The sequence below is a fragment of the Sphingomonas sp. R1 genome, from assembly GCF_025960285.1.
Lineage (GTDB): Bacteria > Pseudomonadota > Alphaproteobacteria > Sphingomonadales > Sphingomonadaceae > Sphingomonas.
The window spans coordinates 1,543,203-1,564,323 of sequence record NZ_CP110111.1 but is presented as its reverse complement, the minus strand read 5'-3'; the positions used below and the strand labels follow the sequence as shown (position 1 = coordinate 1,564,323).

Below are 21,121 nucleotides of genomic sequence, written 5' to 3'. Positions count from 1 at the left end.
CGGTGTTGTTGTATCCGCACGACCGTCGGGCGGTCAGCCCGGCTTGCGCGTCGCGCCCGCCGGGCCAGCCAACGCCGGTGCCGCCGCCGCGGGCTTGGCCGCGCTCTTGCGGGCCAGCGCCATGCTGAGCGACGCCGCGCCCTTGGGCGACATCGCCGCCAGGATCGCGGCGGTGGAGGCGGGGCGCATGCGCTGTGCCACCTTCATCTGCACTTCCATGTCGAGCTGCTCGAACACCGCCGCGGCCTTGGCGGGCTTCATCGCCTGGTAGATGCGGGCGAGCTCGTCGAACTGCGCTTCGGCCGGCGAGGGGCCGCCAGGGGCCCCCGGCGTTCCCGCTGCTGCATCCTTCTGCGCTTCCACGCCCGCCGCGAGCCGCTGCTCGGCGGCCTTGGCGGCCTGCTCGCGCAGGTCGAGCGCGCGCTGGCGCTTGGCGGCTTCCTGGTCGCGCGCGCTCAGGTCGCGCTCGATCGAGTTGCCCAGCCGCGTCTTGGTGGCGCCGTCCTGGTCGGCGGTGGCGATGCTTGCCGCATTGGCGACCGCCGCGATCGCCGAGGCCGCTGCCATCAGCAGCAGCAGGGAGGGGCGCGCCATTACGCGGCCTCGCGCGTGGCGGCGGTCTCGTTCGCCGGCGTTTCCGCGTCCTCGCCCTCGGCCGCCGCTTCCTCGCTGGCGACGCGCAGCGCGTTGGCCAGGCTCACCGCCGATACGATGCGTTCGCAAGCGGAGTCGGCGATGCCGATCATGTCGGACAGTTCGTCGCGCAGGTCGCGGGCCTGCTCCACCAGCCGCGCGTGGCGCGCGCAATCCGTGCCCAGCGTCTGCTTCATGTCGGAAAGGACGCTGCGTGCCTGCACCGTGGCATGATCGAGTGCCTTCACCACATCGGTAAGGGCGCCGTCCTTCACGGCGCGCAGGCTGCGCATCATCCGCATGCTCTGCACGAGCACGGCGACGCACAGGATGATCGTCAGCACATTGGCGAAAAGCGCGATACTCATGATACTTTCTTCCTTGTGCGGGAAACGTCGTTGACCAGGCGCACGGCGACGCGGCCGCTGCGCTGGCCGATCTGGGCCTGGGCGAGCTTGATATCGCCGCACGCCATGTCGAGTGCGTCGTCCGGGCTCTTGTCGAAGGCGATGGTCTGGCCGACCTGCAGTTCCTCCAGCTCGGCCAGCGGCACGGCCTTCTCGCCGAGCAGCACGTTGACGGTCACGTTGGTCTTGCGGATCTCGGAGGCCATATGTGCTTCCCAGATGCTGTCGCGGCCGCTCTTTTCGCCCATGAAGCGCTGGAGCAGCTTGTGGCGCACCGGCTCCAGCGTGGCGTAGGGGAACACCATGGTGAAGCAGCCGCCGCGGCCGTCCATGTCCACGCGGAAGGTGGCGATGGCGCAGATGTTCGAGGTGGCGGCGATCGCGGCGAAGCGCGGGTTGGTCTCGATGCGCTCGAGCTTCATGTTGACCTCCTCGATCGGCGCGAACGCGTCGGCGAAGTCCCGCAGCGCGGTTTCCAGCACGCGCGAGACGAGCGAGGTCTCGATCGGCGTGAAGGCGCGGCCGTCGATCATCGTCGGCGAATTGCTACCGCGCCCGCCGAGCAGCGCGTCGACCACCGAATAGATCAGGCCGGATTCCACGGTGATCAGCCCGTAGCTTTCCCATTCGGTGACCTTGAAGACGCCGACCATCGCCGGCAGCAGCACGCGGTTCATGAACTCGCCGAAGCGGGCGGAGGTGACTTCCTCCAGGCTCACGTCGATTGCGTCCGAGGTCATGTTGCGCATCGAGCTGGCGAAGGTCCGGACCACGCGGTCGCACACCACTTCCAGCATCGGCAGCCGTTCATGGCTGATGACCTTCGATTCCAGAACGGCGCGCAGGCCCTTCTTCTTCAGGACCGGCTCGCCGCCGCCGAACAGCGCGTCGATGTCCGCCTGATCGAAATTGCCGATATCGCCGCCGAGCGGTGCGGCGGGGGGATCCGGCAGGTCGAAATCGTCTAGGTCGATCATTGCTGGATCAGGTCCTGAATGAGGACTTCCTTGACCATGCCCGGGCCGAGCACGCGGGTGGCGCGGACCATCAGCTCCTCCTTCAGTCGGAACACTGCCGCGGAGCCGCCGAGATCCTCCGGGCGCAGCTCGCGCAGGAAGGGCTGATAGGCGTCGAGCACCATCGGCAACTTGTCCTTGAGGGCGACATCGGTGGTCTTGGGGCCGGGCACCAGCATCAGGTGCAACTTCAGGAACTTGGCCGATCCGTCGGGCGAGCGCAGATTGACCGACACCGTGGGCACGTCGACGAATTTCCCCTCGCCGCCGCCATGGCCGCCTTCGCCGCCGCCTTCTCCCTCGCTCTTGGCTTCGCCCTCGCCATGCCCTTCCTCGGCAGCGGCGGTCTCTTCGCCGTGCGCCTCGGTCTTGGCGGTGCTCTTGCCGCCCAGGAAGAAGGCCGCGCCGCCGCCGCCCAGCGCCAGGGCAGCGGCGGTGGCGGCGCCGATGATGATCAGCTTCTTCTTCTTGTTGGGCGCCGGGGCGTCCGGCGTACCCTTATCTTCGACGATCTCGGCCGACATAGATTCCCTGGACCTTCCGAAATATCGGCCGCGGCGTCCGCACGTCCGATTTCCGTCTATTATAGAAGCGTCACCCGGCAATTTCTGCCTAGTGACCATTTTTCGAAGGACGGTCCGGTGGACATCTCTTCCTATGTGCTCCTCAGCCAGGAGCAGGCGCTCCGGCGCCGAATGGACGTGGTGGCGAACAACCTCGCCAACATGAACACGGTGGGATTCAAGCGCGAGCAGCCGGTGTTCCGTGAATATGTGGAGAACACCGAAAGCGCGGTGAAGCCCGCCGAGAAGACATCGTTCGTGCTGGACTATGGCGCGGTGCACGATGCCTCGAACGGCGCGTTCCAGCCGACCGGTAATCCGCTCGACGTGATGATCGACGGCCCGGGCTATCTCGCGGTGCAGTCCGGCGACGGCACCACTGCCTATACGCGCGCGGGCTATGTGAAGGTGCTGGAGAGCGGCGAGCTCGCCACCGCCGGCGGCCAGGTGATCCTGGGAGAGGGCGGCAAGCCGATCAAGGTGCCGGCCGAGGAAGCGGGCAAGGTAAGCGTGCACGCCGATGGCACGGTGATGGGCGAGAATGGTCCGCTCGGCCGTATCGCAGTGACCGTGTTCAATGACGAGGCGGTAGTCGATCCGCGCGGCAACGGCATGTTCACCGCCACCGGCGGTCGCGAGCTGCCGGCGGCACAGACCAAGCTGGTCAGCGGCGGTGTCGAGGGATCGAACGTCAACGCGATCACCGAGACGACCGACATGATCCAGATCCTGCGCGCCTACCAGACCAGCCAGAGCCTTTCGAATTCCATGTCCGAAATGCGCAAGAGCGCGATCGACAAGCTCGGCCGCGTCGGCTGAATTTCACGAAGGAAACCCAACCATGCGTACGCTTTCCATCGCCGCGACCGGCATGCTGGCCCAGCAGACCAATGTCGACGTGATCTCGAACAACATCGCCAACATGAACACGACCGCGTACAAGAAGCAGCGCGCCGAGTTCCAGGACCTGCTCTACCAGCAGGTCTCGCGCCCCGGTTCGTCGACCGGCGCCGACACCAAGGTGCCCGCCGGCATCCAGATCGGCTCGGGCGTGAAGACCGGCGGCGTCTATCGCATCAACGAGCAGGGCGCGCTGACCCAGACCGGCAATCCCTATGACATGGCGATCCAGGGCAAGGGCTATTTCCAGGTGACGATGCCGGACGGCAGCACCGCCTACACCCGCGACGGCTCGTTCCAGATCTCCGACCAGGGCGAGCTGGTGACGCAGGACGGCTATCCGGTGCAGCCGGGCGTCACCATTCCGCAGGGCGCGCTGGACGTGACGATCTCGAAGACCGGGCTCGTCGAAGTGACGGTCGCCGGCAACACGCAGCCGCAGCAGCTCGGCCAGCTCCAGCTCGCCACCTTCATGAACGAGAGCGGCCTGGAAGCGAAGGGCGGCAACCTGTTCCTGGAAACCGCCGCGTCGGGCCAGCCGACCGTCGCCTCGCCGGGCGACACCGGCATGGGCACGCTGACCCAGGGCTTCATCGAGGCCTCGAACGTCAATCCCGTCTCGGAAATCACCTCGTTGATCACGGCGCAGCGCGCCTATGAGATGAACAGCCGGGTCGTGAAGACGGCCGACGAGATGCTGGCGACGACCAGCCAGCTGCGCTGATGTCCGCGCTGCTGGCCCTGTTGCTGCGCGTGGCGGTGCCTGCCGAGGACGTGCCGGTGGCGGTGGTCCAGCAGCCGGTCGCGCGCGGCACGCGGATCGAGATGGGCGACCTTTCGATCGAAACCCGCCCCGAGGCGAGCGCGCGCGGCGCGCTCCGCCCGGAAGAGGCCGTGGGGATGGAGGCGTCGCGGGCATTGAGCCCCGGCACGCTGCTTCGCCGCGGCGATGTGACCAAGCCGCAGCTGGTAAAGCGCGGCGAGCCGGTTACCGCGAAGATCGTCTCCGGCCCCATGGTCATCACCGCCGCGGGCCGGGCGCTCGGCGGCGGCGCCCAGGGCGATCCGGTGCGGATCGTCGTCACCGCCACCAACCGCACGCTCGACGGCATCGTCGACGGATCGGGCACGGTGCGGATCTCCACTCCCTGAGGGACAAGGTATATGCGTAAGGTTATTCTTGCCGTGGCGCTTGCCGCCACGCTGTCGGGTTGCGGCGCGGTCGGACGGCTCAAGGCCGTTGGCAAGGCGCCCAAGCTCACCGCGATCGACCCGGTGGAGGCACCCGATGTCGAACCGTCGCTGGCGGCGCCGCTCGATCGCTCGAACCGGACGCGGCCGGCCCAGCCCGTCAATGCGCCCAGCGCATCGCTGTTCCGCACCGGCGCCGGCGCCTTTTTCCGCGACCAGCGCGCGGGCCGGGTGGGCGACATCCTGACGATCAAGATCGCGATCGCGGACAAGGCCGATATCGGCAACAACACCTCGCGCACGCGCGGCGGCAGCGAAAGCGCCGGCGTCGCCGGGCTGCTCGGCTTGCAGACGCCGATCAGAAAGCTGACCAACAGCGATCCGTCGAAGCTGGTCGATACCAGCTCGGGTTCAAAATATACCGGCGGCGGCACCACCAACCGATCGGAGACGATCAACATGACGATGGCCGCGATCGTCACCCAGGTGCTGCCCAACGGCAATCTGATGATCCGCGGCCGCCAGGAAGTGCGGGTCAACTTCGAGATGCGCGAGCTGATCGTCACCGGCATCATCCGGCCGGAAGACATTGCCCGCGACAATTCGATCCAGCACAGCCAGATCGCCGAGGCGCGTGTCATCTATGGCGGCAAGGGCCAGCTCACCGATGCCCAGCAAGCGCGCTGGGGGCAACAGATCTACGACGCGCTCTTCCCGTTCTGAGCGCCGCGGCACGGGACAAAGACTGCAAGGGGCTCGCCGTTCGTCACGGCGGGCCCTTTTCGCATTTACCGGTTATTTATCTTAAGCTTCTGGTAACCATCAAAATTTGCACGGAAAATTTTGGCGGCTCTGATTTTCTTCCCACAATGATCGTGCAGGGCGCAGCAAGCGCCCGGTCGAGGGGCGGCGGTTCCGCCCCGGGTCGCAGAAGCGGCTCTATTCCAAGAAGGAAATCACCATGGCTTTCTCCGTTAACACCAACGTCGGCGCGATGGCGGCTCTGCAGAGCCTGAATGCCACCCAGAAGGATCTGTCGACCACCCAGAGCCGCATCAACACCGGCCTGGCGGTTTCGTCGACGAAGGATGACTCGGCGACCTACACGATCGCCCAGGGCCTGCGCAGCGATCTGGGCGGCCTGAAGTCGGTGTCGTCGTCGCTCAGCCGCGCCAAGAGCGTGACTGACGTCGCCGTCGCCGGTGCCGAGCAGATCTCCGACATCGTCAACCAGATGAAGGCGAAGGCCTATCAGGCTGCGGACGCTGGCCAGACCACGGACAGCCGCACGCAGCTGAACAACGATTTCGTCGCTCTGCGCGATCAGATCACCACGATCGTGAACGCGGCGAACTTCAACGGCACCAACCTGCTGAAGACCGGTGGTGGTTCGGTGACGGCCCTGCAGTCGCTGCAGGACTCGAACACCGCGACCACGGCTTGGAACCCGGACTCGCTCTCGGTTTCGAACCAGGGTCTGGATCTCGGTGGCTCGACCATCACGATCTCGTCCTCCGCGACGATCAGCACCCAGTCGACCGCGCAGTCGATGATCGACACGATCACCACCACGCAGAGCAACCTGACCGCCGTTCTCGGCCGCCTCGGCGCCGCGTCGCGCAAGATCGATGCTCAGCAGGCCTTCACCAGCAAGCTCTCGGACGTGATCGACAGCGGCATCGGCAACCTTGTCGACGCCGATCTGGCGAAGGAATCCGCGAAGCTGCAGGCGCTGCAGGTCAAGCAGCAGCTCGGTGTGCAGGCTCTGTCGATCGCCAACCAGGCGCCGCAGACCATCACCTCGCTGTTCCGTTAAGAGCCCAAGGCCCAACCCTGGGGGCCAAAGGCTTGAAGGGGTCGGGATGGTTCGCCATCCCGGCCCTCTTTTTTTGCCTGCACGGGGGCGGCAGGCTATGGGTACCGTCGCTATAATGGACGGAAAGGGGAGAGCCGGCATTGTTTCCGCGCATTCGTGAAATTACCGATGCCTTTGGCGGGCGCCTTCGCGTCAGCGTCGAGGAGCATCCTGCAGGCGCGCTGGTGGTGCTGGAACGTCCCGATCTGAACGGCCGCCCGCGCATCTTGCTGGACGGATACGGCGTCGACGTGCTGGCCGGCTATATCATGTCGGCGCGCCTCTCGGTGCCGCAGGGCCTGCCGGACGAGCGTGTCGACGGCATGTTCAGCACCCGCTTTCAGCTCGAGCTGGATCCCAGCGCCACGCTGATCCTGAGCCAGGAGAGCATGGCCGATCTGGAGATCGCAGCGCCCTTCTGGGACCGTCTCTACGCCGAGCTCTGCATCGTCGCCGCGCATGCCCGCGAGCTGACCCGCCGCGCCGAGGCACGCGTCCACTAAGACGCAAAACGACCGACATCGCCGATATCACTGCCATTGCGGTGGGTGCCCGCGCGGCCGTGCGCCGCCAATGGGGCGCTGCGGCCTATGCGGCACTGCCTTGGCAGGGATCGGCAAGGGGGAGGGGTGTTGCCCCTGGCGGGATGCGCGGGTGTGTGCGGGCTGCTGCCGGCTTGGTGACGCCTGTCGCCGCGGCCGAGCCTTGCTTGCGAGAGGGGATGCGGGCCAGGGGTGCGTCGCTGCGTTGGTTCGGCCGTTGCGCTATGCCTTGGTCCGGCAGGGCTATGGTGCCGACTGGCGCCCGGAAAGCGCGGGCATCCTGAAATGCGAGCGGCAGGCCAGTTGGGGGGAACTGGCCTGCCGCTGTGCCAGGCGGGGGGGCCCGGCAGATTGGGGAGCATGAGGATCGTGAGGGGATCGGAACGTCCTCGCTGCTCCTGTTTTCGTTATATCGCAAATTCGGTTGGAAGAGAAACAAATCCCGATTCTTGCGACTACAGGATTTGTACCTAAGGGATCCCTCTAGATCGTTAGTAGGATTTAACGGTCTTATTTCGCGATGCGCAAAATCATGCTCGTCGGATATTGGGCGCCGTTGATAGATACCACGGGCGAACCATTGATCATCTGAACATCGTCGACCTTGCCGACCGCCTTGGCGGTGGTGGTGATCTTCGCACCTGCGTCGGTCGTTCCGCTCAGCTGCAGCTGGTAGAGGCCGTCGGTGAGCTTCTTGCCGGTGCTGGTGGTGCCATCCCAGCTGAAATTGCCGGACGTTCCGCTTACCTTCAGATCGAAGCTGTCGACCTTGCTCCCCTTCGCATCGAGGATCGTCGCGGTGAGGCCGGTGATCGCGCTGTTGGCGGTCCAGTCCCATTGCGCCGGCGCGGTCGTGCTGAGGCCTGCCTTGTCGGAATCAAGCTGCACCGCTTGCCCGATCATCGACGAGCTCGACGTCAGCGAGCTCATGTTGAGGCTCGACAGGATCGAGTTCAGCGTGGTGTTCTGCTTGATCGACTGCTCGACCTGCGAATACTGGACCAGCTGCTGTGTGTACTGGCTGCTGTCCATCGGGTTGGTCGGGTCCTGGTTCTGCAACTGCGTGGTCAGCAGCTTCAGGAACATGTTGTAATCGCCCGCCAGGGACGTGCTGGCGGCATCGGTTGCGCTCTGCGTCGTGCTGGTCGACGCGGTGGCGGAAGAAACGAGGGTCATGCGCTACTCCTAGGCGATGAGGTCGACCTGCCCGTCGCTGCGGACGGGGCGATAGGCCGCGGACGGGAGATCGGGTTCGTCCTGAAACTGCTGATTGCCGCCGCGCGACTGCTGCTGCTGGAAGGCGGACTGGCCCCCTGCGTTGCTGCCGGTGCCGCCGTCACGGCTTTCGAAGCGGAAGCTGCTGGTGTCGGCGCGGATGCCTGCCTGGTCGAGGGCGCGGCCGAGATCCGGCGCATCCTGGCGCAGCAGGTCCAGCGTGTGCTGGCTTTCCGCCCGCATCGTCGCCTGCATGTTGCCCTTATCGTCAAAGGCCAGCGTCACCTCGACGCGGCCGAGCTCGGCCGGGTTGAGGCGAACGCGCAGCATGTCCTCCCCGGCATCGACCTTGCGGGCAATCTCGACGCCGAGCGTTCGGCCGAGTTCGCCGGGATGGGCGTTGAGCACCGGTTCGGAAGCCGCGGGCGACGCCTTGGCGGGTGCAGCGGTGGCTGGCGCCGCCGTCGACGGGGCGCTGACGGCGCCGGTCGCGAGCGGCGTCACTGCCGCAGGGCGCGTCTCGGCCGATGCGAGTTGCTGGGCGAAGCCGGGCTGCCCGTCCTCTCCCTTGGCATGGCCTTCGGCACTGCCGCCCCCGGCCTTGCCGGCGACGGCGCGCGCAAGGTCGCCGGTCTTTTCCGTGGTGCCGGCAGCAATGGTGCCGTCGCTACCGACGATAGCGTCGATGCGGGCGCTGCGCGGGGAGACGGAGGTGGCTGCCTTGCTCGTCCTGGCGGGAGTCTCCGGCGCGGGCAGGTCCGACGCGGCCGCCTCGACAGGCGCTTGCGGCACGGCGAGCGGCGGCATGGGTGCGCCTGTCTGGCCCAATGCGGCCGCATCCACGGGCAGCGTGAGATCGGCAGCGGCTGCCGCGACGGCGCGATCCTGCTTGGCGGCGGACCGGGTCGGGCTCGCGCTTCGCGGCAGCGTAGGCTGCTCCAGCGGTGTCTGTACCTCCGGCGTAGCGAGCGCGACGGCAAGGTCGGGCTGGTCCTGCTGGCCCTGCTGGACCTTCGGCTGCGGCGTGCCGCCCGCGGGCGCCTGAACAGCGCGCGCGGGAACGGTTTTCGCGTCCTTGCCGGTCACGGATTTTTGGTCCGTCGGGATCGCGGTTCCACTTGATGCTGCGACCGTCGGATCCGCCTCGACGGCGACTTCCGGTTCCATCCCTGGCGTCGCTACGGGCACGGCCTCCGGTGCCGTGGGCTGCGGCGCCGGAAGGTCGGCGGGGACCGTGTCGGTTCCGGCCTCGCTCGGTACCGGCTTAGCCAGCGCCTTGGCCACCGCATCGGCCAGCGGATTGCCGCCGCCTGCAACCACGGGCGCCGTCCCCGCGACGGGCGCCGCGGTGGCAAGCAACTGTGCCATCGCGACCTGCGGACGATTCCCCGGAAGCGATGCATTGACGCTGCCGCTGTCGATCGTGGCGGGAAGCAGTCCTTCGCCCGTTTGGGCAGCCGCCGGCAGGCTTGGCGATGCGGCGCCGAATGGGGATGGCATCCCGGCCGCGGTCAGCATGCCGCTGCTCGATCCGGCAGCCAGAAGACCGGCAAACCCCGTACCCGCCATGGCATCGGCGGCGCCTCCCTGCGAAGCGGGAGCGGCGAAGGGGAAGCCGATGTTCGTGACGTTCATGCAGTCGCCTCATGCGCAGGGCTGAAATGCAGCCCTTCCAGACCATTATAGAGGGATCGTTCCACCCGCGGGTACGATCAGCCAATTACCCCGAGCGCGCGGATGCGGGCGCGGGCGTGAATCTCGTTCTGCGACAGGACCACCGTCGCCGGGCGTACCCGCTCGATGATCGAGCGCACGAACGGCCGGATCGACGGGCTGGTGAGCAGGCAGGGGATCTCGCCGTCCTGCGCCAGCCGGTCGTAGGTCTCGCGCACCGCGCCGATGAACTGCTGCAGCGCGGACGGGGCCATCGCCAGCTGGCGATCGTCGCCGGTGCCGAGGATGCTGTCAGCGAACGCCTGGTCCCAGTCCGCCGAGAGCGTCACCACCGGAATGGCGTCGCCGCGCGCCTGCGAGGCGCTGATCTGGCGGGCGAGGCGGCTGCGGACATGCTCGGTGATGTAGGTGAGGTTGCTGCTGTGCGGCGCGGATTCGGCGATGCCCTCGAGGATCGTCGGGATGTCGCGGATCGAGATTCCCTCGGCGAGCAGGTTCTGGAGGATCCGCTGCACGCCCGAGATCGAGACCTTGGACGGGATGATGTCCGCCACCAGCTTTTCCGACTCCTTGTGGACCTCGGTCAGCAGCTTCTGCGTCTCGGTGTAGGAAAGCAGGTCGGAGATGTTGTCCTTCACCAGCTCGGTCAGGTGGGTTGCGATGATGGTGCCGCAGTCGACCACGGTCAGCCCGCGGAAACCGGCTTCGTCGCGCAGCTCGCGGTCGATCCACAGGGCAGGAAGGCCGAACACCGGCTCCTTGGTCACTTCGCCCGGCAGGCCGACGGGACCGCCACCCGGATTGATCAGCAGCAGCTTCTCGAGCCGGATGTCGCCGCGCGCCGCCTCGGTCTCCTTGATCGAGATGACATATTCGTTGGGCTTCAGGCCCATATTGTCGATGATCCGCACCGAGGGCAGCACGAAGCCGAACTCGGTCGCCATCTGGCGGCGCAGCGCGCGGACCTGATCGTCGAGCCGCGGTTCGCGGGTGTCGTCGTTGATCATCGGCAGCAGCGCGTAGCCGATCTCGACACGCACCGCGTCGATCGCCAGCGTCTGCGAGATCGGCTGCTCGATCGCCTGGGACTGGGCCACTTCCTGCGCGGCGGCGAGACGCGCCTTGGCCTCCTTCGCACGGGCGCGCTTCGACATCTCCCAGGCCGCATAGCCCGACAGGGCCGAGAAGGCGGCGAAGGGGATGAAGGGCAGGCCCGGCATCAGCGCCAGCGCACCCATCAGGAAGGCGACCATCCCGAAGGCCTTGGGATAGCGGCCGAGCTGGTCGCCGAGCGCCGCGCCGGTCTTGCCCGCCACGCCGCCCTTGGAGACGAGCAGACCGGCGGCGGTCGAGACGATCAGCGCCGGGATCTGGCTGACCAGGCCGTCGCCGGCGGTAAGCACGGTATAGGTGCGGAACGCCTCGGCCACCGGCACGCCGTGCGAGATCACGCCGATGCCCAGGCCGACGACGATGTTGATCGCGGTGATCAGCAGGCCGGCGATCGCATCGCCCTTCACGAACTTCGAGGCACCGTCCATCGCGCCGTAGAAGCCGCTTTCGGCCTCCACTTCGGCGCGGCGGGCCTTGGCCTGTTCCTCGTTGATCATGCCGGCCGAAAGATCGGCGTCGATCGCCATCTGCTTGCCGGGCATGGAATCGAGACTGAAGCGTGCGGCGACTTCGGCGATGCGGCCTGCGCCCTTGGTGATGACGACGAAGTTGATGACGACAAGGATGATGAAGATGGTGAGGCCGATCACGGTCTCGCCGCCCATCAGGAACTCGCCAAAGGCCCCGATCACGCCGCCGGCCGCGTCATGTCCCTCATGGCCGTGGCCGAGGATGAGGCGCGTGGAGGCCAGGTTGAGGCCGAGCCGCAGCATCGTCGCGATCAGCAGGATCGTCGGGAAGGCGCTGAGTTCCAGCGGCTTCTCGATGAACAGCGCCGTCATCAGGATCATCACCGACAGGGTGATGGACAGGGCCAGCCCCATGTCGAGCAGCCAGCCCGGCATCGGCAGGATCAGCATCGCGATGATCGCGATCACGCCACCGGCCAGCGCCATGTCGCGATTGGCGCCGATGCGTTGGAACAGGTTCAGGACAACGGGGGGCATAAGCGGTTACCGGGTCGCTGGAAGGATCAGGGCGCAGGCGAGACGGCGATGCCCGCCTCGATGAAGCTGCGGAGCTTGTTGCGCATCGTCCGCACCGAGATGCCGAGGATGTTGGACGCCGAGGTGCGGTTGCCGTGGCAGCGCTCCAGCGTCTGAAGGATCAGCTCGCGTTCCACTTCCTCCACCGTGCGGCCGACCAGGCTGTTGATGTCGAGCGCGTTGGCATCGGCATTCAGGTCGGCGAGCGGCGTGCCGTCGGCGCGCACCAGATCGCCCGGGGTGATCGCCGCGCCGCGGCCGAGCAGGATGGCGCGGTGGACCGTCTCGTCGAGCTCGCGGATGTTGCCGGGCCAGCTGTAGCGCTGGAGCAGCGCCAGCGCCTCGTCGGTAAAGGCGCGCGCGGGCACGCCGTCGACTTCGGCATGGCGCTTGGCGAAGTAACGTGCGAGGGCGAGGATGTCCTCCCCACGGGCGCGCAGGGGCGGCACTTCGACGCGGACCAGGCCAAGCCGCACCAGCAGGTCGGCGCGGAAGGTGCCGCTGTCGACCAGCGCGTCGAGATTGAGGCTCGACGTGGCGATCAGTCGCGCGTGGAACGGAATGATATCGTTGCCGGCGAGCCGGCGGAATTGCTGCTTCTGCAGCACGTCGTGCAGCTTGGCCTGCAGCGCAGGCGACAGCATGCCCACCTCGCGGAGCAGCACCGTGCCGTGGCCGGCCTTTTCCAGTCGGCCGATGCGGCGGGCGACGGCGCCGGGAAACGCGCCGGCCTCATGGCCGAACAGCTCCGATTCCAGCACGTCGGGCGCGACGCCGGCGCATTCGGCGACCAGCATCGGCTGCGGCCGGCCGGAGGCATCGTGCACCGCGCGCGCCATCATTTCCTTGCCGCTGCCCTTCTCGCCGGTGATCAGCACCGGCGCGCCGCTCGGCGCAACACCGGCGGCGAGCGAGAGCGCGCGGGCAAGCGCGGGGTGGCCGCCGATCCAGGCCGGGGCCTTGCGCTCCACCACCGAAGCGATGGCGGCGGCGATCAACTCGCGCTGCGGGGGGAGGGGCACATAGTCCCGGGCACCGGCGCGGATCGCCGCGACGGCGCGCTCGGCCGGAGCGTCGATGCCGCAGGCAAGCACCGCGATGGTGAAGCGCTCGCTGCGGATGCTCGCCATGAAGCCGGCGATGTCGCCTTCGACGTCGATCATCACCAGATCGGCGCCGCCCTGGCGCAGCTGGATCAGGCCGTCGCCCGGCGTATCGGCCATCGCCACTTCGGCGCCGGCGCTGCGCGCCAGCTCGGCCGCAAGACGGAATTCGCTGCCGGGTGCGCCGATCAGCAGCATGCGGATTGCACTGTTCATCAGCGATCGGGCCGCACGATTTCGGTGAGCGTGACGCCCAGCGCATTGTCGATCAGGACGACTTCGCCGCGGGCGATCAGCCGGTCGTTGACGAAGATATCGACCGGTTCGCCGACCCGGCGATCCAGTTCGAGCACGGTGCCCGAGCTGAGCGCCAGAAGGTCGCCGATCGGCATCCGCGCGCGGCCGAGCACGGCCTGCACCTTTACCGGCACGTCGTGCACCGCTTCCAGGCCCGCCGCGGCGGCATGGGGATCAGGCGTGCTGCCGGGAAGCTCGAAGTCCTCGAAATCGGGGGCGGGGGCCGGCTGGGGCTCGGGGCCGTCCGACGGGATGATGTCGTGGGGATCGATGTTCATCTGCAAAAATCCTATGCGTTCATCCACTGGCGGATCACCGAGGCCGCCTCAGGCGGGCTCGCGGCGATGGCCGAGCCGATCCGCTTGAGCGCGGAGAGCTTGATCCGCCCATCCACCTGGGCGAGGGCGATTTCCTGATCGAGCAGCGGCGTGTCGCCGGCGGTCATCTGCTCGAGCTGCTGAAGGGCTTCGGGATCCCCATCGGCAGCGCGCGCGGTCAGCTGGCGCATCTCTTCCGACTGTTGCTGGGCTTCCAGCATCGTCACCTCGGGCTCGATCGGCAGCGGCTCGGGCTTGGGCTTGAGCATGCGCAGCGCGAGCAGGCCGACACCGGCGATCAGGGCGAGCTGGAGGAAGGTCCAGATCTTGTCCATCGGCAGCTTGGCGAAGATGCTTTCCTTGGTCTCCTCCACCGGCACGGCCGAGAAGGGCATGCTCTCCACCACCACGCTGTCGCCGCGCTGGGTATCGATGCCGGCGGCATTCTCGACCAGGCGCTGCAGGCGCTGGATCTGGTCGGCCGGCAGTCCTTTCGGGCCGCCATCGACCATCACCGCGATGGTGAGGCGGGTGACCTTTCCGGGCGCCCGGACGGTGACGGTGCGGGTCGAGCTGTTCGAGTAGGTCGTGTCCTCGGAGGTCTGGTTGCTGGCCGACTGGCGCGAGCTGCCGGGGGCGGCGGGATTGGCCTTGGCATCGGGCAGCTGGTTGGCGACCGAGGTGGTCTGCGGACCTGCGTCGCTTTCCTTGTTCTGGTCACCGGTCTCGACGCTGACCTGGCGCGCGACGACCTGCTTGTCGGGATCGAACACGTTCGATTCCTCGCGGGTCTGGTCACGGTCGATCTGAGCGGAAACCTCGGCGCGGACCTTGCCTTCGCCGACGATCGGCTGGAGCAGCGCCTCGATCTCGTCGCGCAGCTTGCCCTCGACCGCCTGCTGGCGCTCGTCGGCATCGGCAGCGCCGGCGGTATCTGGGTCGCCCGCGCGGGCGAGCAGCGCGCCGGTCTGGTCGACGACCGAGACGGCGTCAGGCGAAAGCTCGGGCACGGAAGACGAGACGAGGTAGCGGATCGAGGCGATCTGCTCCGATCCCATATGCCCCTTGGTCTTCACCGTCACCGCGGCGGTCGCCTTGCGGCTCTCGGTGGCGAACATCGCGCGCTCCGGCATCACGATGTGCACGCGGGCGGCGCTTACATTCTGGATGGTTTGGATCGACTTGGCGAGTTCGCCTTCAATCGCGCGCGTCTCGTTCATCTTGGCGCGGCTGGCGGAAACGCCGAAGGGCTGCTCCTCGTCCAGCACCTCATAGCCGATCTTGCCGCCGAGCTTCTCGCTGGCCATGCTCATGCGCAGCTGGGCGAGCTTGTCCTCGGGCGCCATGATCGCGGTGCCGTCGGCGGAAAGCGTGTAGGGAACGTTCTGCGCCTTCAGCTTCTCGGTGATCGTCGACGCCGCGGCGGGATCGAGATCGGTGTAGAGATAGCCCATGTTCGACTTGGAGCTGCTCATCGCCACCACGGTCAGCGCCGCGAGCAGCGCGAACGCCACACCGCCCATCATCGCGAGCCGCTTGGTGCCGAGTTGCGTCACCAGATTCTTGATCGCTTCCAAAGCAGCCCCATGCACTAGCTACGGGGCGCGGAATGCCCCTTGTTGTTAGCTTTATAGAAAGGGGGTGGGACGGCAGTTTCTGCCGGGTGGGAATTTTTTGCCTAGCAACGCACGAGAAGCTGGTGCCTTGCGTGCCGGGTGAACCAATCGGGTCGAGGGCCGTTTGCGCGCCAGCGTCGAGCCAGGGGACAGAAAATGGAAACGAACAGGCGAGGATTCGCCACTGGACTGGCAACGCTGTTGCTGATGCCGAAGGCCGCAGCCGCAGCCGCGACCGCGGAGGCCGATGCGGGTGCGGTGAGCCTGACCTATGATGACGGCCTTTCCTCACAGCTCGACACCGCGGTGCCTGCGCTCGAACGGCGCGGGATGCATGGCACGTTCTACGTGACCTGGGACAATATCGTCGACCGTGCCGACGACTGGGCGCGGCTGCCCACGCGCGGGCATGAACTTGGCGCACACACCGTCAGCCACTCCTGCAATCTGGGGACGCTAAGCGCGCGCGCCTATGCGGATCGCGAGTTCAAGCCGCTCGAGGCATGGCTGGATCGCGTGGCCGGGCCGGGCAGGGCGCGCGACTTCGCCTATCCCTGCGACGTCACCGACCTGGGTCCGGGTACCGCCAATGTCGAGCGCGCACGGTACGAGGCGATGCTGCGTCGGCTGCGCATCCAGAGTGCGCGCAACAGCGAAGGTCCGCCCAATCCGGCGGGCTGGGTGCGGCAACATCCGTTCCGCCTGCAGGCGCTGGCGGTGGGCTATGATGCCCAGCCGCTCGACGTGTTCAATTATTTGCAGCGCGCCCGCGCGGCGCGGCACTGGGCGATTCTGGTGTTCCATCAGGTCGGTGACGGGCCCGAGGCGGATGGTGCCGTGTCCGCAGCCGAGCATGAAGCGCTGCTCGACATCGTGGCGGCAAGTGGGCTGTCGGTGCGCACGGTGGGCGATCAGCTCCGCCGCATGCGCTGACCGCGCATCGGCATCCCAACGCTCGGACGGACGTTTGACGGCCGATGAACGGCCGCCCCAGCGCGGGTTCAGCCATAGGGGCGCACAAGCGACGGCAAGGGCGGCTATTGAGGAGGTGTCATGTCGGATCATTGGAAACGCCCGGCCTTGGTCACGGCCAGCGTGATCGCGCTGGCGCTGGCCGGCTGCTCCCCTTCGGGTACGACCGCAGATCCTGCCGCAGGCAATGCCGCGGCGGCGAACATGGGCGCGGCGCTGCCGGCGCTGCCCGCCGCCGTTCCCCTGCAACCCGGCGCAGCGACTGCGCTTCCGGCCGCCCCGCCGGCCGAGGCGCTGCCGGCGACCCGGCGCGTGCGCGTGGCGCACGTTGCCCAGCGGCGCGACGCCTATGCCTATCTGGATCGCGCCGATGGAGTGGCGAACGCGATCGGCGACGCACCGCCCGACTATGCCTATGACGACGGCAACGTATCGCCCTGGGTTTGGCAGACGAGCCTCGGCGACCGTCGCTATGCAGAGCCGATCGATGGCGGCTACCGCTATTATTACTACCAGCCGGGCTCGGACGCGCCGTACCTCGTGCGCGATCCCGACTATAGCTATGCCTATTCGGGCGACAACCTCGTGGCGGTGTATGACGCCGGCGGCGACCTGTTGCCATCGAATGCCTATTACGGCCGGGTCGACACCGCATCCCGCTATTATGACCGGGCGGGATATCTCTATCGCCTGTCGCGTGAACGCGAGCATCGCGGCGTCGTCGCCGCGAACTGGGCGGCGCGCCGGGCCGAGATCGCGGCGGCGAATGCGCAATGGGCGGAAGCACAGGCACGCCAGGCCGACTGGCAGGCGTATCGCCGGGCGCACGCCGCGCAGGAACAGGCTGCGTGGCAGGAGGAACGGCAGCGGCGCGCGATCGTAGCACAGCGTTTTGCCGCGTGGCAGCAGCAAGGCTTTCGTAGCCCCGCGCCCCAGCCGGTCGCCTATGCGCCGCCGGCCCCGCCGCCAGCACCGCGTCGCGGCTGGATCCCCGGCTGGTTGGGCGGTGACGGCACGCGCCAGGCCGAGGCACAGCGGCAGGCCGCCCAGCGCGAGGCGCAGCTCGAGGCACAGCGCCGTGCGCAGGCCGAGCAACGTGCCAAGGCCCAGCAGCAGCAGGCACTGGAACAACAGCGGCAGGCCCAGCAGCGACAGGCCCAGCAACGAGCGGCGCTGCAGCAGGCGCAGCGCCAGCTTGCCGACCAGCAAGCGCGCCAACGGGCTGCCCAGCAGCAGGCACAACGCGTCGCACAGCAGCGCGCCGCGGAGCAGCGCACGCAACAACAGGCCGCCGCGCAGCAACGTGACCGTCAGCAAGCCGTCCAGCGCCAGGTACAGCAGCAACAGCAGGCGCAAGCGGCGCAGCGCGCGCGCGACCTGCAGATCCAGCGCCAGCAGCAAGCAAGGCAGCGTACCGCACAGCAGCAGCAGGCGCAGCAGCGAGCGGTCCAGCAGCAGCAGGCGCGCATGCGTGCGCAGCAGCAACAACAGGCTCAGGCGCGCCAGCGCGCCGTGGCAGAGCAGCGACAGACGCAGGCCCGAGCATCGGCGCAACAAAAGGCGCAGGCAGCGCAACAGCAGCGCGCCCAGGCCGAGGCCAGGGCCCAAGTACAAGCCGCGGCACGTGCAGCGCAGGCGCGTCCGCGTCCGCAGCCGCCGCAGTCACGGTCGGCGCCGCATCCGCGTACTCCGCACGAAGGCTGAAGCCGAACGCATCGGGGCCGCTCCTCAGGGAGCGGCCCGTGTCGCGTCAGGCCTCGATCGTGAGATCGTCGAGCGCGCGAGGTTCGTGCATCGGACAGCCGTTGAACCGGCCGCGATAGTCTGCGGAAAACTGGTATGTCTCCTTCCGCGCGCGGTTGACGCCGCCCAGCGGCTGATGCGCCGCCAGGCCGTGCCAGGGCGCGAAGGAGAGCCGGTCCTCGATCCGGTCGCTTTCGCCCGGCACCCAGCCCCGCTGCGGCGCGACCTCGAGCGTGGCGACGGTGCGGTAGGGGCTGGCGTCCTCGTCCCAGGCAACCGATGCGTCCTCCACCGGCATGGCTTCGAGATCGGTGCAAAGCTGCACGCGAAACTCCCAGGTGCCGCCCTGCTCGACGAGCAGTTCGTTCACCGCCTCGCGGATCGCATCGGGTCGGCCGGTGGCATTGATCGTCTCGTCCGCGAACGCCTTGATCCCGGAGACGGGGACGAGCTGGAATTTGGCGATATGGTCACCGTAGCGATATGGCGTCTGACTGAAATAGGTGGCGCCCAGCGGATGGACCGGGCGCGCGCCGCCGAGCGTGCTGAGCAGTGCAGACTTGCCGCCCACCGCTTCCAGTGCGGCCTCGAAGCTGCGCAGCACCGCCGACAGCAGCTTCTTCGCACCTTCCGCCTTGTCGGTCGTTGCGGCAAGAAGCTTGAGATTGCCCAGGAACTTCTTGGCGTCAGGCGCGGCGAAGGCGGGGGCATTGACCATCACGAAGTCCTGCGTCGTATCGCCTTCGCTGCCGGGGAGACGCTCGCCCTCGACGCCCAGCACCTTCAGCGCGACGCCGCGCGGCAGGCGAATGGAATCGTCCAGGATGTCGCCTGCATTGGTGGAGAAGCGCAAAATCGCCTCGTGGCTGCCGGGCGTCGCAAACAGCCCCTGCGCCAGCTCGGGCGGCAGGCCGTGCGCGACGGTGAAGGTGCCGCGCGCCAGGCCATGGCCCTTGGCATGCACCGAGCGCACCGCATGCTGATAATCTTGCGAGGTCGTGTCGAGGATTTTCTCGAACTGTTCCTTCAGCCCGGCGATCGTCTCCGCCTCGTCGGGCTGAGGCTGTTCGACGGACGGCGAGAAGCGGACGGGCTGCTGCATGTTAAATCCCCTGCGAGGTTGCGAAGGGTATTAACCGACCGTGGCACGGGCTGTTCCGCCGCCATCCTTAGTGGAGCAGCAGGCTCTCCAGCTCGGCAGCCACCGCGTCGCGGCGCTGCTGCGCATTGAGCGCCAGCCCGCCTTCGTCCCAGTTGATCAGCGCATCGCCCATCGCCAGCGTGGCATCCGGCGCGACGGTCAGGCTCAGCTTGCGGCGGTCCTTCGACTGGCGATCGGCGATCTTCGCTTCGATGTCGTCGACCAGATCAGGGTGGACGCGGACCTGCAGTTCGGTGCCGCGCGCGACCTGACCGAGTACGCGGCCGATCGCGGCATCGATCGCCTCGCCCGGCGCCCGCTCGATTGCCCGCGCGGCAATGTGATCGGCTGCGGCGAGCGCGACTTCGGTCGCTTCGCTGGTGACGCGCTCGGCGATCTCGGTGAACTGGGCATCGATCACCTCGATGCCGGCATGCAGCGCATCCACCGCGCTGAGCAGCGCGACTTCGCGTTCGGCGCGCGCCTGGGCCAGCCCGGCTTCGAAGCCCTCGGCACGCGCCTTGTCGATCACGGCCTGCTGATCTGCCTTGAGCAGCGCGACTTCGGCACGCAGCGCGGCGAGCTCGATCAGCGCGTCTTCGTCGACCAGCTTTTTTTCGGACACCGGGGCGGAAAACACGCGGTCGAAGGCGAACCGCTCGACATGGATGCTCATGCTGCCATGCTCCTCAGATAATCATCGCGTCGTCGGACTTCGGGTCGACCAGCAGGATCTCGCCGCGGTCGGCGAGGTCCTTGGCCAGGCGGACGAGGCTCGACTGGGCCTCTTCGCAATCGCGCGCTCGCACCGGCCCCATGCCGGCCATGTCCTCGCGCATCAGCTTGGCGGCGCGCTCGGTCATTGCGTTGAAGAACATCTGCTTCAGCTGGTCCGGAGCCCCCTTCAGCGCCAGTGCCATCTCGCGCTTGTCGGCATTGCGGACGATCGCGGCGATTGCCGGCGGCAGCAGGTTGGCGAGATCCTCGAAGGTGAACATCAGCGCGCGGATGCGCTCGGCGCTTTCCGGCGCCTTGGCATCGAGCGCGGTGAGCATCGCTTCCTCGGTCGAGCGATCGAGCGAGTTGAACAGCTCGGCCATGCTCTCATGGGGATCGCGCTTCTGCGAGCGGGAAAGGTTGGTCATGAACTCGGTCTTGAGCGTCTGCTCGACCTGGTTGATCACTTCCTTCTGCACCGTGTCCATGCGGAGCATGCGCATGATGACGTCCACGGCGAACTCGCGCGGGAGCTCGGCCAGCACGCGCGCGGCGTGATCCGGCCGCAGCTTGGAGAGAATGACCGCGACGGTCTGCGGATATTCCTGCTTGAGCGCACCGGCCAGCACGGTCTCCGAGACGTTGGAGAGCTTGTCCCACATCGTCCGACCCGAAGGACCACGAATGTCCTCCATGATGTCCTTCACCTTGTCGCTCGGCAAGATGCCGGCGAGCAGGCGCTCGGTCGTTTCGTAGCTGCCGTGGAGCGAGGCCATGCTCGCCACTTCGCCGGTAAACTGGACGAGCAGATATTCGACGACGGCACTGGGGATGCGGCCGAGGCTGGCGATCGTCGAGGAAAGCTCCTTGATCTCGTCGGTGGAGAGCTGGTCCCAGATCGGCGCACCATGCTCCTTGCCCAGTGCGAGCATCAGCGCGGCCGCGCGCTGCGGTCCGGAGAATTTCTTCAGTTCGGGCGGTTCACCCACCGTGGCGACAGAAGCCATGCTCATCCCTGCGGAAAATGGTCCGCGCGCACCGCGAGGGCCGCGCTTCCCTC

The 21,121-nt window shown here is 67.5% G+C and carries 21 protein-coding genes; 8 read left to right on the top strand and 13 right to left on the bottom strand.

Going from position 1 to position 21,121, the window contains the following annotated elements:
* Positions 1–33: 33 nt before the first annotated feature.
* From OIM94_RS07570 to OIM94_RS07555, 4 genes are read right to left on the bottom strand one after another with little or no spacing between them, the layout of a single operon-like run.
* Positions 34–594, bottom strand: a complete 561-nt coding sequence (locus tag OIM94_RS07570; protein ID WP_264609460.1) for a MotE family protein — start codon at positions 592–594, stop codon at positions 34–36.
* Positions 594–1,001 carry a DUF6468 domain-containing protein gene (locus tag OIM94_RS07565; RefSeq protein WP_264609459.1) on the bottom strand — a complete coding sequence of 136 codons (408 nt, stop codon included), beginning with the start codon at positions 999–1,001 and terminating at the stop codon, positions 594–596. Before OIM94_RS07565 ends, OIM94_RS07570 begins: the two co-directional genes overlap by 1 nt.
* Positions 998–2,017 carry a flagellar motor switch protein FliM gene (gene fliM / locus OIM94_RS07560; protein WP_264609458.1) on the bottom strand — a complete coding sequence of 340 codons (1,020 nt, stop codon included), beginning with the start codon at positions 2,015–2,017 and terminating at the stop codon, positions 998–1,000. The genes OIM94_RS07565 and fliM overlap by 4 nt, the downstream gene beginning before the upstream one ends.
* Positions 2,014–2,580 carry a flagellar basal body-associated FliL family protein gene (locus OIM94_RS07555; RefSeq protein ID WP_264609457.1) on the bottom strand — a complete coding sequence of 189 codons (567 nt, stop codon included), beginning with the start codon at positions 2,578–2,580 and terminating at the stop codon, positions 2,014–2,016. The genes fliM and OIM94_RS07555 overlap by 4 nt, the downstream gene beginning before the upstream one ends.
* Positions 2,581–2,697: 117 nt before the next feature.
* Between OIM94_RS07555 and OIM94_RS07550 the strand changes: the two genes are divergently transcribed.
* From OIM94_RS07550 to OIM94_RS07525, 6 genes are all read left to right on the top strand, one after another.
* Positions 2,698–3,438 carry a flagellar hook-basal body protein gene (locus OIM94_RS07550; RefSeq protein WP_264609456.1) on the top strand — a complete coding sequence of 247 codons (741 nt, stop codon included), beginning with the start codon at positions 2,698–2,700 and terminating at the stop codon, positions 3,436–3,438.
* Between the two features lie 22 nt (positions 3,439–3,460).
* Positions 3,461–4,243 (top strand): flagellar basal-body rod protein FlgG, encoded by a 783-nt coding sequence (gene flgG, locus OIM94_RS07545; protein ID WP_264609455.1) that lies wholly within the window; start codon positions 3,461–3,463, stop codon positions 4,241–4,243.
* Complete coding sequence (gene flgA, locus OIM94_RS07540) at positions 4,243–4,671, top strand: flagellar basal body P-ring formation chaperone FlgA (protein WP_264609454.1); 429 nt, start codon at positions 4,243–4,245, stop codon at positions 4,669–4,671. The genes flgG and flgA overlap by 1 nt, the downstream gene beginning before the upstream one ends.
* A 12-nt stretch (positions 4,672–4,683) precedes the next feature.
* Positions 4,684–5,433: a flagellar basal body L-ring protein FlgH gene (gene flgH / locus OIM94_RS07535; RefSeq protein WP_264609453.1), complete on the top strand. Its 750-nt coding sequence runs from the start codon at positions 4,684–4,686 to the stop codon at positions 5,431–5,433.
* Between the two features lie 238 nt (positions 5,434–5,671).
* On the top strand, positions 5,672–6,526 hold the full coding sequence (locus OIM94_RS07530) for a flagellin (RefSeq protein ID WP_264609452.1): 855 nt from the start codon (positions 5,672–5,674) through the stop codon (positions 6,524–6,526).
* A gap of 140 nt (positions 6,527–6,666) precedes the next feature.
* Positions 6,667–7,068, top strand: coding sequence for a hypothetical protein (locus OIM94_RS07525; protein WP_264609451.1), 402 nt, complete (start codon positions 6,667–6,669; stop codon positions 7,066–7,068).
* A 549-nt stretch (positions 7,069–7,617) separates the two neighbouring features.
* Here OIM94_RS07525 and OIM94_RS07520 read toward each other — a convergent pair.
* From OIM94_RS07520 to fliF, 6 genes are all read right to left on the bottom strand, one after another.
* On the bottom strand, positions 7,618–8,283 hold the full coding sequence (locus tag OIM94_RS07520) for a flagellar hook assembly protein FlgD (RefSeq protein ID WP_264609450.1): 666 nt from the start codon (positions 8,281–8,283) through the stop codon (positions 7,618–7,620).
* 9 nt (positions 8,284–8,292) lie between these two features.
* Positions 8,293–9,957 (bottom strand): flagellar hook-length control protein FliK, encoded by a 1,665-nt coding sequence (locus OIM94_RS07515; protein ID WP_264609449.1) that lies wholly within the window; start codon positions 9,955–9,957, stop codon positions 8,293–8,295.
* A 77-nt stretch (positions 9,958–10,034) separates the two neighbouring features.
* A complete protein-coding gene (gene flhA, locus OIM94_RS07510) occupies positions 10,035–12,116 on the bottom strand; it encodes a flagellar biosynthesis protein FlhA (RefSeq protein WP_264609448.1) in 2,082 nt (693 codons plus the stop codon).
* Between the two features lie 26 nt (positions 12,117–12,142).
* Positions 12,143–13,474 carry a sigma-54-dependent transcriptional regulator gene (locus tag OIM94_RS07505; protein ID WP_264609447.1) on the bottom strand — a complete coding sequence of 444 codons (1,332 nt, stop codon included), beginning with the start codon at positions 13,472–13,474 and terminating at the stop codon, positions 12,143–12,145.
* Positions 13,474–13,833: a flagellar motor switch protein FliN gene (fliN, locus tag OIM94_RS07500; RefSeq protein WP_264609446.1), complete on the bottom strand. Its 360-nt coding sequence runs from the start codon at positions 13,831–13,833 to the stop codon at positions 13,474–13,476. Before fliN ends, OIM94_RS07505 begins: the two co-directional genes overlap by 1 nt.
* 11 nt (positions 13,834–13,844) lie before the next feature.
* Positions 13,845–15,449 carry a flagellar basal-body MS-ring/collar protein FliF gene (gene fliF / locus OIM94_RS07495; protein WP_264609445.1) on the bottom strand — a complete coding sequence of 535 codons (1,605 nt, stop codon included), beginning with the start codon at positions 15,447–15,449 and terminating at the stop codon, positions 13,845–13,847.
* Between the two features lie 246 nt (positions 15,450–15,695).
* On the opposite strand from fliF, the gene OIM94_RS07490 reads away from it, so the two are divergent.
* Entirely contained in the window at positions 15,696–16,421 is a 726-nt protein-coding gene (locus OIM94_RS07490; protein WP_264609444.1) for a polysaccharide deacetylase family protein, read from the top strand.
* Positions 16,422–16,541: 120 nt separating this feature from the next.
* The gene (locus tag OIM94_RS07485) at positions 16,542–18,164 is read left to right on the top strand and encodes a hypothetical protein (RefSeq protein ID WP_264609443.1); all 1,623 of its coding nucleotides are present in this window, start codon (positions 16,542–16,544) and stop codon (positions 18,162–18,164) included.
* Between the two features lie 46 nt (positions 18,165–18,210).
* Here OIM94_RS07485 and OIM94_RS07480 read toward each other — a convergent pair whose 3' ends face one another.
* The 3 genes from OIM94_RS07480 to fliG form a co-directional block, all read right to left on the bottom strand.
* Positions 18,211–19,305, bottom strand: coding sequence for a catalase family protein (locus OIM94_RS07480; protein WP_264609442.1), 1,095 nt, complete (start codon positions 19,303–19,305; stop codon positions 18,211–18,213).
* A 67-nt stretch (positions 19,306–19,372) separates the two neighbouring features.
* On the bottom strand, positions 19,373–20,020 hold the full coding sequence (locus tag OIM94_RS07475; protein WP_264609441.1) for a FliH/SctL family protein: 648 nt from the start codon (positions 20,018–20,020) through the stop codon (positions 19,373–19,375).
* 13 nt (positions 20,021–20,033) lie between these two features.
* Positions 20,034–21,068: a flagellar motor switch protein FliG gene (fliG, locus tag OIM94_RS07470; protein ID WP_264609858.1), complete on the bottom strand. Its 1,035-nt coding sequence runs from the start codon at positions 21,066–21,068 to the stop codon at positions 20,034–20,036.
* Positions 21,069–21,121 lie beyond the last annotated feature (53 nt).